This window comes from Ruegeria arenilitoris (assembly GCF_013035425.1).
Classification (GTDB): Bacteria; Pseudomonadota; Alphaproteobacteria; order Rhodobacterales; family Rhodobacteraceae; genus Ruegeria; species Ruegeria arenilitoris_A.
This window is the reverse complement of sequence record NZ_WQHX01000004.1, coordinates 19,684-34,005: the sequence shown is the minus strand read 5'-3', so window position 1 is coordinate 34,005 and position 14,322 is coordinate 19,684. Positions and strand designations below refer to the sequence as shown.

Below are 14,322 nucleotides of genomic sequence, written 5' to 3'. Positions count from 1 at the left end.
AACCTAAATCTGGTCTTCCATTGATAATCATGGCTAGTACATGAGATGAAAATTCGTCTACACATCGGCGTCGCGACGGTATTCACGCTACTTACATTGTGCGTAACCACGATGCTTGTAGCCATTCTGTATTTCGGTAACAAGCAACTTGCCGTTCATACGGCACAAAAACAGATGGCAGCGGCCAGAGCGCGGTCAGTTGAAGATATGCTGACTGTCATTCGCGGTGCCGGAAATGTCGTGTCTTCCGCGTCCGTATTTCTGTCGAATTTTCCTGAACAAGCAAACTCGCTTGTTGGTTTGGATGTTCTATACTCGCAGATCCAAGGTAAGGAGCACTATTACGGATTGTATTTTGCGGAAGAGCAATCTGGAGACTTCTATCAGAATATCAATATTCCGAGTGACTGGCGCGTTTTCGGCCCTGATCAAAGGCCGGTGCCCGAGGGTGTCAACCGCGTGCAGCGCATTATTTCGGACCAAGCGGACACTCGTTTGGAGACATATTACTGGTCAGAGAAACACGAACCCCCAAAACCATTTCTCAGCCGAGGCACCAAATATGACCCACGTTCGCGTCCTTGGTATCGCGGGGCGATAGAGCATTCCGAAATATACATAACGCCGCTCTACCTGTTTGAAAGTACAGGCAATGCGGGCGTTACCTTCTCTAAGAGCGTGTTTGACAACACAGGCAAACTGATGGGCGTGGTTGCGCTCGACATGACAATGTCGGCTCTTTCGCAAATTCTAAACGATATTCGGATTGGAGATCACGGCCTCGCCTTCATGATGGACCGAGAGGGCCGGCTACTCGCCTATACAAGCACACGTTCCGACGATGGGATGGCGCGTTTTGTGAGTGCCAATCCAAATGAGCAAATCGAAATGGACAACAGGGTTGTTGCCAGTGCTGTGAGCCAATGGCAGGCCAACCAACAAGAATTCTTCAACTTCGTTTCCCCCTCAGATGCGCGTAAGCACATAGCCTCTGTTGCGCCTATTCCAGAGATTTTCGGGGCCCAGCCGACGCTTGGGTTAACAGTGCCAGAGGAAGAGCTTGTTGGGGGCATACAACGAACGACAACGCGTGCTTTGCAATTCGGCGGGCTGGCAATGGTAGTGGCGGTAGCTTTCACTTTCTTTGTGGCTCGTGTTCTAAGCAAGAGCCTGGGTAGAGTTACAACAGAAGCTCGAAAGGTCAGCAATTTCGAACTAGGCGATGATCTGAACTTAAAGTCGAATATTCAGGAGGTTGCAGAGCTGGAAGCCGCGATTGCGAGCATGAAGGCCGGTCTGTCCAGTTTTGGCGCTTACGTCCCGAAAGAGTTGGTTCGTTCCATCGTTTCAAAAGCGGAGAGAATTGGGGTCGGGGGTAACTCGCAGGAAGTGACGCTCATGTTCACTGATCTTCAGGGATTCACCTCTCAAACAGAAGGGCTTGAACCGGAAATCCTTATGCCCGCGTTATCTGAATATTTCGAGGCTATGGAGGAAGAAATTTCTTCAAATTTTGGTACCGTCGATAAGTACATCGGAGACGCCATCATGGCGCTTTGGAATGCTCCAATTGATGACCCTGATCATCCAAATCATGCGTGCCGGGCGGCGCTGGCTTGTTTGCGCGCCGAAGAGCACCTCAACTCTGAACAAGGAACCTCACCTTTGCGTCCGCTCCATACGCGTTTCGGACTGCATACTGGTCCTGTGGTCGTTGGAAACGTTGGCTCACAATCAAGGCTGCAATATACGGCGCTGGGGGCAGCCGTGAACTTTGCTTCGAGGTTGGAAGGCTTAAATAAAGTCTATGGAACCAGAATACTTGTCTCGGAAGCCGTTGCTTGTCATGTCGAGAGCGAGTTCTTGTTGCGTGAAATTGACATTGTCATACCTTTGGGAACCAGCAACCCCAGCCGCATCTATGAACTCGTATGTGAAAACGGGGCCAATGTGAGTGACGCGCTGAAACGCGAAGTTGACAGTTGGGAGACGTGTTATTCTTTGTACCGGTCGGCAGCTTGGCAAGATGCATTGAACGCATTTGAAAAGCATAGACAGTTGGAAAAAAACGAGCTTCTCGTCGACACATTTATTGATCGATGCAATGGCTTCATCTCGCAACCTCCGGACTCAGACTGGGACGGCGTGTACAGATTTCAAAGTAAATGAACGAACGATTTGAAAACTTTTTGATTATTTCGGATCTGTTGCTCCATTGACCGACCGATTTATCCGCGAAGCGGTCGTTCATGCAGGTCAAAGGTGCTGCGGTGCGGCTAACGGCGGCTTCGTCCGCAACTCGGTCATTCCGTTAGTTGTCGCGAGTGTCTGCTCTCAATAGAAACAGCCTTTTCGGGACGCATTTTGTTCGACGGATCGCAGCAAAGCACTCTACTGTGGTTGTCGCGCCCAACAATCAATAAGACCACTCCATGCCTTTCCCCGAACATGTTTTTCAGCATACTCCTGCGCTTCGCGGTTTAATTACTCCTCCAGACTGCTCTGAGATGCGTTTCGGCCTTGAACGCTTCGCTGAACTGGACCAGCAAGCCGAGGAAGAGGGATGGCCTGCAGGATGGCGCATGGATCACGACGACAGGGAAGCCAATAGGCAAGCTGTGCTAGCTGGTCGATGGGATCAAGACCTTTGGGTTTTCGCCTATGGCTCTTTGATATGGGACCCAGCCGTTTATGTCGAAGAATACAGGCGCGGTGTTTTGTCCGGCTGGCGTCGCAGTTTTTGCATGCTTCTGGAAGGCGGACGCGGCAGCCACGATTGACCCGGGCTTATGGCTGCTCTTGATGAAGGTGGACACTGTGACGGCGTCGTCTTCAGGATCCGTGAAGGTCATCTGCGCTTGTTGGAAATCCATCAGAGAGATGTAGGTATCCGGGTCGAGCGCATCGCCGCAAATCAGACGGTGATCCCCAATAGCCCAAACGTCGCCAGCGCGGCTTGTCGCCGGGCGGTCATGTTCTGGTGCCGGAACCGTTTCGCCACCTTCTACGTCGCCGATCCCGAGGTGGATGTCGATTTCACCGGTATCAAAACCGGTGAGTTCAAGATCAAAATTGACGTCCAGATCAAGGATGCCGTTCAACTCGATCGTCAGCAGGTCTGCATCCCATGTGGCGTTCTCAGCGATCTTGTTGTCCGCGAGGCGATAAGCCCGCACTTGCGCTTCGGTCAAATGCTTCACGCGAGTGACAGGCACCGCTTTCAACCCAAGTTTTTTTGCTGCCCTATACCGTCCGTGTCCGGCAATTATGACGTTTTTGTCGTCAACGACGATGGGGACAATGAAACCATTAGCCTCAATGCTCGACGCTATTTGTCGGATCTGCTGTTTGCTGTGCCTTTTCGGATTGCGGCTGTAGGGCCGCAGATCGGATATCGGCAGCGGCTCTACCTTCAGGAGTTCGGGCTCAACTGCTAGAGTTTTTTCGACAGAAGCTGACTGGCAGTCAGTTCCCTGTTTCAGCCTATCTTTCATGGGACCTCCCAAGAAGAATTAAATTTACAGGCGCCTTCACAGCGCCCAAACTTTTTTCTCCTTGATCAGTGAAACACAACATACAGTGTTCATTAGTATTTTCAAATACTATATTTTCCAAATGCTGAGCCAGCTTACGCGGAATGAATTGGGTGTTTTTGGATTGCTCCCTGCTCAGCCAGCAAAATTCCCTGATTGCAGTTTTTTATTCCCTGCTAGACCGGAAAAATTCCCTGTTTTTGCCTTTAGGGAATTTTGTTCTTACGCATTGATATTATTGACCGAATTCACGGCCTCATATCGAAATTGCGCCGAAAACTTAACATTTTCCCTGTTAATTCCCTGTTAGCAGGGAAAATTGGCGAGACTGGATAGCTCAGGACTGCAAGCACAGCCATGATTTTTCCTAAAACCACGCACTGAATAATTGACCGCCGATTGTGGCTAATTTTCAGCAGCTTAGATTTTAGCGCTTTGAGCTGAGACCCGAACGTGAGCGCAACTATGGTCGATTTCCGGCCGCAGTCTCAGCTCGCGATTCCGACGGTACGAGTTTGGTGGCTCTGGAAGAGTCTGTAGATCAGATAGCAGAGAATTGCTTGTGCTGATCTGACCAGATCGCCGGGAATCCCGACTTGATCAAGTAGTCCGTTGTCAGGCCATCAGGTTGCTCGCCCGCAGCGACGGCATCCAGAATATCAGGCGCCAGCATTGCCAGATCGACTACATCCTGCACCCGGCGTTTGGAGGTGCCTTCCGTTTCAGCGATTTCAGAGAACGTTCTGCCATCCACAATCATCGCCAACCAATGACGCGCCTTGATGATGTTACGCGCTAATGTTTGATCGATCTCAGGCGGTGCATCGCCAAGATGCAGTTTCAGCTCCACACCTCTACGGCGCATCCGGAATGGCGCTTCGATCGATAGCTCCATTGCATCGACCTGATCCGCCCTGCAATCGACCATTCGGGCCAGTGCCAGGAGATCCAGTTGCATGGTCAGAGACCCCTGTCGTATGTCTGCCCGCGCAATCAGGCCCAGGCAATTCCCGACAGACCGATTATCTCCGAGATGCTCCGCTGCTGAAGCAATATCGGCCGCTGACATGCCCCGTGCCATTGATGCCACGGCGTCTGGTTGGCTCAAATGTTGTCTAACTACTTCGGCCAGAAGGTATTCGAGCTGGTCTGCTGGCAACCGCCACGCATCCGGATGCTTCTGGCTGCGGTCAGTCACCAGGCGTCTGGAGATGTAGTAACGCAGACGTTTACCATTCTTTCGGCTATGACTGGGTGTCAACCGATCTCCAGTCTCATCAAAGAGCTTTCCTGCCAGCAATGATCGCTTCGCCTTCTGCTTAGTGCCCCTCTCCTTGGCCGCCCCATCCATCAAAAGTTGTTGTACGCGGCTCCAGGTTTCCGGGTCAATGATTGCAGGATGCTGCCCCTCGTAGGTCTGAGCCTTATGTCGGATGCGACCAGCATAGATTGGATTACTGAGCAGGTGATGGATGTGACCGCGGTCAAAAAACGTACCGCCCGTCACACGCCCGCCCGGGCTTTCCCGGTGGCGTGAACGGAGCCCAAGTGCCTCGGCCTGTTCTTTCACATCACGAATGGATTGATGTTCCAGATAGAGATCGTAGAGCGCCCTGATGACCTCAGCTTCTTCATTATCGATTTTCAACGTTCGCCCATCTGCCTGATACCCAAGCGGAACATTCCCGCCCATCCACAGGCCTTTGCGTTTTGAGGCTGCGATCTTGTCCCGGATACGTTCAGCAGTGACTTCGCGTTCGAACTGAGCGAAGCTGAGCAAAACGTTGAGTGTAAGGCGCCCCATACTGGTAGACGTATTGAAGGACTGAGTAACGGACACGAAAGACGCGTCCGCCGCATCAAGGCGCTCGACCAGTTTGGCGAAGTCCGCCAGTGAACGCGTGAGCCGGTCGATCTTGTAGACAACAATCTGATCCACGTGTTTCTCGTCGACGGCCCTCATCAGCCGCTGCAACGCCGGGCGGTCAAGATGACCACCCGAGATGCCGCCATCATCAAAGTGATCCGGCAGAAGCTCCCAACCCTCGTGCTTCTGGCTGGTGACATAAGCTTCGCAGGCTTCCCGCTGGGCATCGAGTGAGTTGAAATCCTGTTCCAACCCCTCCTCCGAACTCTTACGAGTGTAAATGGCGCAGCGGATACGACGCATCACTGAACCCCGAAGAAGCGCGGGCCTGACCAGTGCGCTCCGGTAATGTGCTTTGCGATGGCTGACAGGGAGCGCCACATCTTACCGTCCATAAGGAAACCACCATCGACCACTTCAACCTGATAGGTACGCCCATTCCACTCCCGCACCAGATGTGATCCCGGTTTCAGAGCAGTTGGTGGTGCTTTTCCCAACGCGATGTTCTGCAGTCGACGTTCTGTCCTCACAGACAACCCACCCAGTTCCCGGTTCTGATGCTCCCAGATCAGTACCCGTTTCATAAATTGTGGGGACACGTATTTTGGCGGAGGTCGACCAAACACTTCCCGCCACTGATCAAGGCAGCCGGGGCGGTCCAGATGTTCAATGTCACAAAATACCTTCGCAAGGTCACTCTCCGCGTGCGTAGCATCCATGGCGATCACACCCTCTTCACGATCTGGTAGACCGTATTTTTGGCAGATCCTGATCGCTCGACAATATGTCCCGCCTTGCGCATCATCGAAATCGCTGCGCGCGCAGAATGCGGTTGCCAGCCAAAGGCGTTCTGAATCTGCGCAATCGTGGCACCAGACTTGCGGGAAAGCAGTTTCTGCAGCTGTTGATGACGCGTCAAATTGTTGCCGGACGGTTTGGTTGATGGCGATTCGATTCCTGATTCAGATGAAGTCGTCATAGATGTCTCCACTTAACGGACACAGGCTGTTCCTGCGCCCTGTACTGAGTGGAGCCCGGCTATTCCGGGCGAATCTTGACCGTCGTCAGTACCGCTTCCGAACAGCCCAAAGTCCAGTTGTTTACGGTAAAATGGACATATTTCGTTGAAAAACTCTGGTTTGATCGAGTTGTAAGTCGCTGATTCAATGCTGCCAACAAAGGGGAGGGTCAGACATTATGAGTAGATTCAACATAGTTTACCTTGCGGCTCTAAATCGCTCACAAGTTCATTCTGAATCCTGTTCGAAAACTATTCAACAGGAATAAACTTCAGATTACGCATGCCCATCAATTAGACCCGAAAGTTTGCGATACAAACCCTTCGTAGATATCCAATAATTAGCCATCGAACTTAAGAACGGCACGTGCGACGAGGCTGTAGTTGGAAACCACTATCGCTGCACCATCATAGAAAGAAACATCACTAAGCCGTTCTTGAGCGTTTAGCTCACCTTCGATCCAAAACGCGTCAAAAATTGATCTGAACTCGACACCCTTAGAATAAGCGACATGAATGATCTGATTTGGCGGCGGTGACGGCGTGTGAACGCAAGATCCGGCAACCGGCACCAGAAGAAACTCGGTAACCATACCGCCTTCGAGCGTGAGCGGAACAATGTAACCTGGGATCAGTATCGTCTTGCCCAGAATATGATGGTTTGGGCCACGACCACTTGTATTGTTTTGGGCAATGATCTTTCGGCGCTCTCGCATGAGGTTTTCCACATCAATCTTGTGTTTTGCGAGAAGGGCGGTTGCTGCATCGTGTTCCGCAATAAAGCTCTCATCTGAGCGCTTATGTGCGCTGGACGTCTTCCAGCGCACATGTGTTCGCATAGCTTCCAATTGTGGTGCAGACAGTGATGCAAACGGAGTTTCAAGCGATGTAAGCGGAGGCAAAAGTTCTTTCCAACTTACGACCAAGTGTTTCTGATTAGTCCCCCTTAAGCCGGAAACACCCGAGAATGCCGAGGCATCAATTGCGCGTGCGTCAAGATTGATCCTTGGTGCCCCTGAAGGGGCGCGTCCAACTGAAGATTCAGGCGTATTCTGAACAGCATCCGCAAAGCTGGTATGAGGGCATGTAATGATCGAAAGGCATGCAAACAGGGCAAGTACATTGCGTGTCATATCAGCGTTCCGGTTACATCCAGTCATTGTAGCTTCACCATGCTTTGATTGCGAGTCGGCCCTGCATATTTTCAAGCACACCACACATTGCAGCTTTTTCCGCTTCATCGCTTTGGAATCTGATCCGTTTTTAAATCCAGTGTTTTGTTGCCAATCAGAAAAAGAATGAGAGGCCAATTTTAACTTGTCTGTCAGGACCGCCTTCAGGTCTACGCTCTAAGAAATAGTACCCCAGGCTCACATCCATGGCAATTCCCTTGGCCTCGTTGATGATTGACGTCTTGCCCGCGGTCAAACCCAGCGGAACGGCCCACGCCTCGTCATTTCCCGGGGAATTCCAGTTGTAGGAGATGACGTTATTGTACCCAATGTACCAACCCTCGCCCAGCCCATAGTTCAGAATGGGCTGAAGGATACTTACGCTGAAATCGTCTTCGCCCCACATGTGGGCTACAACTGCACCCCATGAAAGTTCGCCTGCCTGCCCGAATACCACGAACGCGGGTCCCGCACCCCAGCCTGCACCTGCCAGTGCGTCATCCGTGTGGGTCGGCATGGACACCTGCACCCCATATCCCAATGCAATCCCGCTTGCACCGGGCGTCGGCGCATAAAATGCCTGTACCGTTGAATCGCCAATGCCCCAGGTCAGATCGTCGTCGGGAGATGGATCGACTATACCGGGCGGTAGCACCGCACCTGGTTGAACGCCCTGAATGGGAATGATCCCGCGCAGCACCAACGAGGCATTCTCTAGTGGAACCGAATATACCGGCTGCAGCTGAAAGTTATAACTGTCATCGTCATTTGTGCCGGTCCTGAATGCGATTGTGTTGTCCGTTATCAGCGCCTTTGTATCCGCAAGCGGATTTGCTGCCTTACGGGCTGCCTGACATGCTGCGTCACAGGCGAATACATGATCCGGATGCGTAAGCAGAACTCCGGTCAGGAACGCGGCGACGATGAAAACCCGATTTGTCATGAGCTATCCCTTTTGGTTTATCTTGGCGTTTGACTGATCTAGGTGCTTAAGCTTCGGGCTATTGGAGGCGGTCCTGGGCAACCCCTGCAATTGGTTGGCCAATCTCTGCGCCGATGCTTTCAAAGAGAGCTTGATGGTCACTGGAAAGCTGTGAAAGGGTGATGATTTGTTCAAACTGCGCCAGTTCGATCAGCTTAGGTAAATACGGCTCAATAAGTGTCTCGTGCCGTGCGTGGGCCGCGGCATCAATGTAGCGCTCATAGCCATAAACCGTCTCGCCAACCCGGGCGAACTCATAAACCAAAAGCCCGTCATCTGTGGCAGACGCCGCGACCATTTCCTTGGCAAGGGTATCGAAGGCCTGTGTGTTTTCATCAGGCACCTTAAGGATCGCAATAATGGCTACTTCTTCTGCGTTCGTAGCAGTTGCTGCCGCCAGAGCTACGACCATTCCCAAAGCAGTAATGTGGGGTCTTAAGTTCAATGCGGCCTCCATTCAATAGCAGCTGTTGTTCCCGATGAGTTGAATTCCGCACGGCGCACCCTGAGACCTCAGGATTGCGCTAAAGCAACTATCGGATTCCAATTCGGAAACCCGGTGGAGAGGTCAGCGCTACAATGACACGCTGACCACCATCACTTTGTCAGATCCCATCGCGATGAGTGAACCGACCGTCCATCAGCGTGCCCAGCACCTTGATGTTCGAGATTTCACGCGGTTCGACGGTGGTAATGTCCTGATCGAGAACGACGAGGTCAGCATACTTGCCCACTTCGATGGACCCTATCTTGTCCTCCATTGCTTGCTGCGCGGCAGGGTAGATCGTGACCGCTTTCAAAGACTCTTCCAATGAGGCCGGTTTGCGCGACAATGGGAACGGTTTGCTGTCCGGATTTAGTGGGTCCTGCAACGTCATCGCGATCTCAACATTTAGCAGCGGGCCAATCAGATCAATCGGCGCGGATGGCACATCCGAGGAGATTGATACGTTGTGTCCAAGCGCCATCAGCGAGGAATAGCGGGCAAAAATTGCTTCGACCTTTGCGCGCCCCAATAGGTCCAACGCGTTAACGTCCTGTGCTTCCCAGTCAACGTGGAAAAGCGGGGTCGTGTTCACCATGATTTCGTTTTCGATAACGGTCTCGTGGTCCTGATCGGATACCCAGAAATAGTGGTGCAAAAGGTTGTTCGGAACATCGTACCCCGCGCCGCGTGCCGTCATAATTGCGTCCACCGTGTTGCGCACTGTTTGTGATCCATCGACGTGAGTGCCTACCGGAAGTCCGTTCTGATTGGCCTGCAGGTAGACCGAAGTTATCATTGGGCCTTCAATGGCAGCCGCACCGCGCGTTGCAGACCCATCGGCGTAATCGTCCAGCATCCAGGCGGTTTTTGAACTCCAGTTCCCTTCCGGATGGATTTTAATGCCCCAGATGCGCAGCATGTCGCTGTTGTATTGCTCTCGTAATTCGAGTGTGTGTTCCACGATTTCGTCAGCAGTGGCGGTCGGGTCCTTGAACCCCGTCGCAACAAAGGTGCGGATCGTTAGCTCACCGTTCTTTTCCAGTTCGTGTAGGTGGGCCAGCGCGAGTTTCTCGTCATCTTTCACGAGGGACAGATCGGTAACTGTCGGCATAGCCATCAGAGGCACGTGAACGGCTGTAATTCCGGTTTTGACAGCCTGATCGTAGAGGTTTTTCTGGATGTCAGGAATTTCACCTGCCGGGTCCCAAGCACCTGCATTCCGAAAGGCCGCAGCCCACTGGAACTCAATGCCGATTCCCGTCTGATTTCCTTCAGCGTCACGCTGCCAGAACATAACGCCCGGCACCTGATCCTCTTCGTCAGGGCTGACTTGACCCGCTTCAAAGGCTTTGGAGTTCATCCAAACATCGTGGATTGTGAAGTCGAGGATAAAGGCCGGACGGTCAGAAACCACCGAATCCAGATCTTCTTTTGTGGGCCACCCGCCATAAGCCACTTGATTGAACCCATAGCCAAGGATCAACTCTTCGTCGGGGTTTGCATCGGCATACTCCTTGATGGCCGCCAAGGCCTCTTCAAGCGTTTCAATTCCAAACAGACTGACACCGCGCGATGTCCATCCTGACGCAACGATGTGATCGTGTCCCGACACAAACCCCGGCAACAGGGTATCCCCGCCCAAGTCGAGAACTTCGGTGTTATCACCTATCAGCGCCTCCGCCCCTGCGGCATCGCCAACGTAGCTTATCTGGTTCCCCGTGACCGCAACGGCCTGCGCGGTCGGCGCATCGTCGTTCATGGTAAGAACAGAGGCATTGGTAAAGACCAGATCGGCGGCCTGCGCATAGAGAGACGTTGATGATACCAATAGCGCAGCAAGGGAAAGTGTTAGCTTCTTCATGAGGCACTCCGAGGACATTGACAGGTTTCTGTGTTCGAGATCGATAGTGTAACCTGAGTTTAGGACTGGCTATCCGATTTGTGCAAACTATTATGAATAATAGAATTCATCTCGCAGGAATGGGATGAACACTCAGGGGTGTCATGTACCAGAAGGCCGAGATCCGCTCGATTGAAGAGTTGCCCGTCTATAATGACGTGGAGTTCAACGCGACCGCGCTTTGCCCCGCGGGACCACGAATGACCTGGCAAAGCGCAATGTTTGCAGAAGTGGGCATACATATTGAGACTATTTTCACACGCATGCGGTACCAAGAAATTCAGTACCGCGGCACAATCTACTATGGTCTTGTTCTCCCGCACGGTGATCCAGTCCGTTTTCAGGGGCTTTTGTACCAAACCCCATTTATTGTTTGCTGGCAGGGCCTGAGGCCAACAGAATTTGATTACGTGGTCGAGGCTGGGACGCAAATCTATGTGTTGGAGGTACCTCGGGCAGTTGCCGAACACCGAGGGTGGACAGAATTTGGTGCGCCCATTCGGCTGACAAAATCTGACGCCCTGAACAGCTATATACGCTCTTTGGAAACTTGCTTGATCCTGGGTCAGTCGAAATCCGCAACCAATCCAAATCCTGTGTTCAATGCACTTGCCCAAGAGCTTGAACGCCTGATGGGCGATGCCCTTTTCTGTTCGGGTCGTGAAGAGGTTTTCAGCAAATCGGATCATGGCCATTGGAAAATCGTCACTGCCGCGGAAGCGCTTCTGATGGACGATAACAATGCCGGAATAACTATTCAGGAACTTTGTCGCTTGCTTGGGGTGCCCAGGCGGTCGCTATACGCTGCGTTCGAAAAACAGATAGGGCTTGGTCCGGGTAAATTTCAGACACTTATTCGATTGCATCGCCTCAGATCGCTGCTTCTAAATACGCCATATGAGAAAGGTGTCGTGTCTAAACTTGTTGGGGAAGCAGGCTTCAATCACTTTGGTCGAACATCTGTTGCCTATCGTCGGTTCTTTGGAGAGTCGCCGATTGACACAGTTAAGCGATCCTGACTCGCAGAAAAAAGAAAGATCATAGTTATCAAACTATTAGCGTCTCTTCAAACTGTTATAATACCGTAAATTACCTGCTAATTGCTCCACTCTGTACCGATATCTGAATTGCAGAAACGAAGAGTGGAGCAATCAGATGTCCAACTACAAGAAACTTGTTACGCTGCGGGCTCTCTATCCCTCAACAACCGCAGCAGCTCAAAATCTGGTTATGCGGGCCGCAGAATTGAAGCGGGCGCGCGAATATCAAATCCGTATCGAACTTAACGGTACTTTTACTGCGCAAGTCGCCTTCGAAAACGCAATGAAGGAAACCCTGCTTTGGGCTGCGCGTGAATCCCGCGAACTCAGCTCTGAGCGACTGTTCAAGTTTACGATGAGTATTTTCGCACAATTCTCGTTGGAATACCCCAGCTGGTACAAGGTGCTCCCGGAAATATCGGATTATCTACTGGACCTCACCAGTTCAGAACCCTCGAAACTTGATGACACGGTGGAGCAGGTAAAAAGAGAACATTCGTCGAAAAAGCGGAAGTTGGAAGCATCGAAGGATCAGCATCTTGTCTTTCCTTTGTACGCAAACTCGCCTTCTTCCCCTTTCAACCATGCTGTTCAGTGAGGCAAACCGATGTCCGCAAAATACAATCATAAACACCGCATACCAGCTGCAATTCTGACAATTATTCTTGCAGCATTCACCGCGCCGGCCATGGCCGCCGATTGGAACAACAGCTACTTCGGCATGAAGTTCGGCTATGGAGAGCTTGAAAATGGCTTAAGCCATGACAATGGTCTTATCGGATTTCAACTCGGGCGAGATTGGGAAGCCTCAAACTGGGTGGGGGGCATCGCAATCGACGCCAACCATCTAAACTTCGCCTGTGATTGCGGCGATCCAGACACACTCACGCGTATCAGGCTGCGTGGAGGATATGCCTTTGGCAACACCTTGGCCTACGTGGCCGCCGGGCCCTCATATGTCTGGGGCGGAGACGTTAGTGACCGTTGGGGTTCTTCAATTGGTGCCGGGCTGGAACACCGCATATCTGACGACGTTTCGATATTTGGTGAGGTCACACAAGAAAGGTTTGACAGTTCCGATGGTCAGTACGACCTGGAAACTACTACTGCTACGTTTGGGGTCAACTACCGCTTCTGATACTCATTCCAGCACAACCTGACCCCGGCAATTCGCAATATGGAGTTTAGCCGGGGTGTAACAATCGAAAAACGTCTAAAGTGGCGCTCGAATTGCCGCGCACAAACAATCGAGTATGATCCCGCATCAGAACCGCTGCGCACTTTAAGGGGAATGCTCATGGGCGTCGATAACGCATGGCTACGGCATTTTGCCCAGATGCTCGAGGAACGGCTGTCAGATGCCCGTGCCTTTAAAAAAATATTACAGGACACCGGTTTGACGCGCAGCGATCTGAATGAGCCTTCGAAACTCATCGATCCTTACAAAGAAGGTCAGTTTGTCCGCCTGGCTTGCGATCACTTGAATATGCCAGTCTTTGCCACGATCGCCGGATTGGGTTTCAATTCTCCGCGTGACATCGTTTGGTACATTTTAAAGTATTCACAAGATCTAAGAGAAGCAATTGAAAACGCTTCACATTACGGCGCTCTGATTGACGACACTATTGACTATTCGCTGGTTGTATCGGGAAATCATGCCTCACTTCAGCTGCAAATTGTTGACGGTGGTCTCACTAAATTTCACCGGAGGACAGAATTCCTTATCTTCTCGGCGATTTCGCTGATGCGCGTTGTCGCGAACACCCAATTCTACCCATTGGAGGTTCGGTTTCAGCATGTGGTAAAGTCCGCAGGTATCGAAATTCAAAAAGCCGCTGGCTGCGCCATTTCCTTTGGTTCTGAAAGAACCGAAGTTATCCTGCCGCTTTCTTCTCTGGACCTACCCATTCCAAGCTATGACCCGGCTCTTAAAAAGCACCTGACCGATTACGGGGACAACTTGTTGAAAGACAGGGTCAGTCCAAAATCAGGAATCCGCAACAGGGTCGAGGCCCTATTATTGAACGAACTGCCGGGAAGGATCCCCAATCTACAACAGGTAGCATCCGATCTGAGGCTCAGCTCGCGATCACTATCGCGGCGTCTAAGCGAGCAAGGTTTGAAATTTCGCCAAATTGTCGATGACATCCGGTGCGATCTTGCCCAAACATATCTGAAAGACGGTTTCACCATAGGTGAGGTTGCGTTTTATCTGGACTTTGCGGGACAGGCGGCTTTCTCAACTGCTTTCAAGCGTTGGACGGGTTTAACGCCACGGCAGTTTCAACTGCAAAAAGGCTGAAAGACCAACCGTATTGCCTTC

The 14,322-nt window shown here is 51.7% G+C and carries 13 protein-coding genes and 1 pseudogene; 6 read left to right on the top strand and 8 right to left on the bottom strand.

Features of this window, described 5'->3' with window-relative positions; genetic code table 11:
* The first annotated feature begins 45 nt into the window (after nt 1–45).
* Nucleotides 46–2,169, top strand: a complete 2,124-nt coding sequence (locus GOV45_RS12615; RefSeq protein WP_170478248.1) for an adenylate/guanylate cyclase domain-containing protein — start codon at nt 46–48, stop codon at nt 2,167–2,169.
* 263 nt (nt 2,170–2,432) lie between these two features.
* Nucleotides 2,433–2,780: a gamma-glutamylcyclotransferase gene (locus GOV45_RS12610; protein ID WP_170478245.1), complete on the top strand. Its 348-nt coding sequence runs from the start codon at nt 2,433–2,435 to the stop codon at nt 2,778–2,780.
* A gap of 438 nt (nt 2,781–3,218) precedes the next feature.
* Here GOV45_RS12610 and GOV45_RS23625 read toward each other — a convergent pair.
* The 8 genes and pseudogenes from GOV45_RS23625 to GOV45_RS12570 form a co-directional block, all read right to left on the bottom strand.
* Nucleotides 3,219–3,494 (bottom strand): annotated as a pseudogene (locus tag GOV45_RS23625) (ParB/Srx family N-terminal domain-containing protein); the annotation flags it as partial.
* Nucleotides 3,495–4,074: 580 nt separating this feature from the next.
* Nucleotides 4,075–5,703 (bottom strand): recombinase family protein, encoded by a 1,629-nt coding sequence (locus GOV45_RS12600; protein WP_170478242.1) that lies wholly within the window; start codon nt 5,701–5,703, stop codon nt 4,075–4,077.
* Complete coding sequence (locus GOV45_RS12595; protein ID WP_170478241.1) at nt 5,703–6,119, bottom strand: DUF2924 domain-containing protein; 417 nt, start codon at nt 6,117–6,119, stop codon at nt 5,703–5,705. Before GOV45_RS12595 ends, GOV45_RS12600 begins: the two co-directional genes overlap by 1 nt.
* Nucleotides 6,120–6,124: 5 nt before the next feature.
* The gene (locus GOV45_RS12590; RefSeq protein WP_170478238.1) at nt 6,125–6,379 is read right to left on the bottom strand and encodes a DUF3489 domain-containing protein; all 255 of its coding nucleotides are present in this window, start codon (nt 6,377–6,379) and stop codon (nt 6,125–6,127) included.
* 380 nt (nt 6,380–6,759) lie between these two features.
* Nucleotides 6,760–7,551 carry a DUF3299 domain-containing protein gene (locus tag GOV45_RS12585; protein ID WP_170478236.1) on the bottom strand — a complete coding sequence of 264 codons (792 nt, stop codon included), beginning with the start codon at nt 7,549–7,551 and terminating at the stop codon, nt 6,760–6,762.
* Nucleotides 7,552–7,705: 154 nt separating this feature from the next.
* A complete protein-coding gene (locus tag GOV45_RS12580; protein ID WP_170478234.1) occupies nt 7,706–8,533 on the bottom strand; it encodes a hypothetical protein in 828 nt (275 codons plus the stop codon).
* Nucleotides 8,534–8,591: 58 nt separating this feature from the next.
* Nucleotides 8,592–9,017 (bottom strand): putative quinol monooxygenase, encoded by a 426-nt coding sequence (locus GOV45_RS12575; RefSeq protein ID WP_170478232.1) that lies wholly within the window; start codon nt 9,015–9,017, stop codon nt 8,592–8,594.
* A 160-nt stretch (nt 9,018–9,177) separates the two neighbouring features.
* Nucleotides 9,178–10,920 (bottom strand): amidohydrolase, encoded by a 1,743-nt coding sequence (locus GOV45_RS12570; RefSeq protein WP_170478229.1) that lies wholly within the window; start codon nt 10,918–10,920, stop codon nt 9,178–9,180.
* A 143-nt stretch (nt 10,921–11,063) separates the two neighbouring features.
* On the opposite strand from GOV45_RS12570, the gene GOV45_RS12565 reads away from it, so the two are divergent.
* From GOV45_RS12565 to GOV45_RS12550, 4 genes are all read left to right on the top strand, one after another.
* Nucleotides 11,064–11,978: a helix-turn-helix domain-containing protein gene (locus tag GOV45_RS12565; protein WP_170478228.1), complete on the top strand. Its 915-nt coding sequence runs from the start codon at nt 11,064–11,066 to the stop codon at nt 11,976–11,978.
* A gap of 136 nt (nt 11,979–12,114) precedes the next feature.
* A complete protein-coding gene (locus GOV45_RS12560; protein WP_170478225.1) occupies nt 12,115–12,597 on the top strand; it encodes a hypothetical protein in 483 nt (160 codons plus the stop codon).
* 9 nt (nt 12,598–12,606) lie between these two features.
* Complete coding sequence (locus GOV45_RS12555) at nt 12,607–13,137, top strand: outer membrane protein (RefSeq protein WP_170478223.1); 531 nt, start codon at nt 12,607–12,609, stop codon at nt 13,135–13,137.
* A 159-nt stretch (nt 13,138–13,296) separates the two neighbouring features.
* Nucleotides 13,297–14,301, top strand: a complete 1,005-nt coding sequence (locus tag GOV45_RS12550) for an AraC family transcriptional regulator (protein ID WP_170478220.1) — start codon at nt 13,297–13,299, stop codon at nt 14,299–14,301.
* Nucleotides 14,302–14,322 lie beyond the last annotated feature (21 nt).

Bases quoted from the DNA above. Each gene is read 5' to 3' on its own strand.
- GOV45_RS12615 (WP_170478248.1), top strand. From the start codon at position 46: ATGAAAATTCGTCTACACATCGGCGTCGCGACGGTATTCACGCTACTT.
- GOV45_RS12610 (WP_170478245.1), top strand. From the start codon at position 2,433: ATGCCTTTCCCCGAACATGTTTTTCAGCATACTCCTGCGCTTCGCGGT.
- GOV45_RS12600 (WP_170478242.1), bottom strand. From the start codon at position 5,703: ATGCGTCGTATCCGCTGCGCCATTTACACTCGTAAGAGTTCGGAGGAG.
- GOV45_RS12595 (WP_170478241.1), bottom strand. From the start codon at position 6,119: ATGGATGCTACGCACGCGGAGAGTGACCTTGCGAAGGTATTTTGTGAC.
- GOV45_RS12590 (WP_170478238.1), bottom strand. From the start codon at position 6,379: ATGACGACTTCATCTGAATCAGGAATCGAATCGCCATCAACCAAACCG.
- GOV45_RS12585 (WP_170478236.1), bottom strand. From the start codon at position 7,551: ATGACACGCAATGTACTTGCCCTGTTTGCATGCCTTTCGATCATTACA.
- GOV45_RS12580 (WP_170478234.1), bottom strand. From the start codon at position 8,533: ATGACAAATCGGGTTTTCATCGTCGCCGCGTTCCTGACCGGAGTTCTG.
- GOV45_RS12570 (WP_170478229.1), bottom strand. From the start codon at position 10,920: ATGAAGAAGCTAACACTTTCCCTTGCTGCGCTATTGGTATCATCAACG.
- GOV45_RS12565 (WP_170478228.1), top strand. From the start codon at position 11,064: ATGTACCAGAAGGCCGAGATCCGCTCGATTGAAGAGTTGCCCGTCTAT.
- GOV45_RS12560 (WP_170478225.1), top strand. From the start codon at position 12,115: ATGTCCAACTACAAGAAACTTGTTACGCTGCGGGCTCTCTATCCCTCA.
- GOV45_RS12555 (WP_170478223.1), top strand. From the start codon at position 12,607: ATGTCCGCAAAATACAATCATAAACACCGCATACCAGCTGCAATTCTG.
- GOV45_RS12550 (WP_170478220.1), top strand. From the start codon at position 13,297: ATGGGCGTCGATAACGCATGGCTACGGCATTTTGCCCAGATGCTCGAG.